The organism is Actinotalea ferrariae CF5-4 (genome assembly GCF_000603945.1).
In the GTDB taxonomy this organism is placed as follows: domain Bacteria; phylum Actinomycetota; class Actinomycetes; order Actinomycetales; family Cellulomonadaceae; genus Actinotalea; species Actinotalea ferrariae.
The window spans coordinates 1-511 of the sequence record NZ_AXCW01000587.1 but is presented as its reverse complement, the minus strand read 5'-3'; the positions used below and the strand labels follow the sequence as shown (position 1 = coordinate 511).

The following is a 511-nucleotide window of genomic DNA, read 5'->3' as shown; positions in this document are numbered from 1 at the left end:
GGGGCCCGGCCAGGCCGTCACGAGGACCTCGTCGGCGCGCGCGACCTCGACCCGGGCCGCGAGCACACCGGCCAGCGTGCCGAGCGCCGCCAGGAGCCACCCGACGCGCGCCGGCGTCGCCGCGCGACCGATCGCCAGGGCGGTGAGCGCCACCGCGACGAGCACGCCGGAGCCGACGAGGAGGAGCACGGGCAGCCAGGACCCGAGGGCGTCGGCCAGCAGGGTGGGAGCAGCGGCGACCCCCACGCCGGTGGCCTCGACCGCGTCACCCGGCGGGACCGGCCACCCGAGCAGGAGCTGCCAGGCCGGCGCGGTCGTCGACGGCAGCGGCACGCCGGGGTCCGTCAGGAGCGCGCGCCAGCCGCCCGCGGACCACCGGTCGACGGCCGCCACGACCGTCGGGCCGTGCAGGACGAGCGCGGGGACCGGCAGCCACAGCAGCCGGCGTCGCACGGGGGCCGCGACCAGGAGGACCGGCACGGCGAGGAGCGCGGCGAGGAGCAGGACCGGC

General features: G+C 80.4%; 1 pseudogene. It reads right to left on the bottom strand.

From position 1 onward, the window contains the following. Nucleotides 1–511: pseudogene (locus tag N866_RS21875) on the bottom strand (glycosyltransferase family 2 protein); the annotation flags it as partial.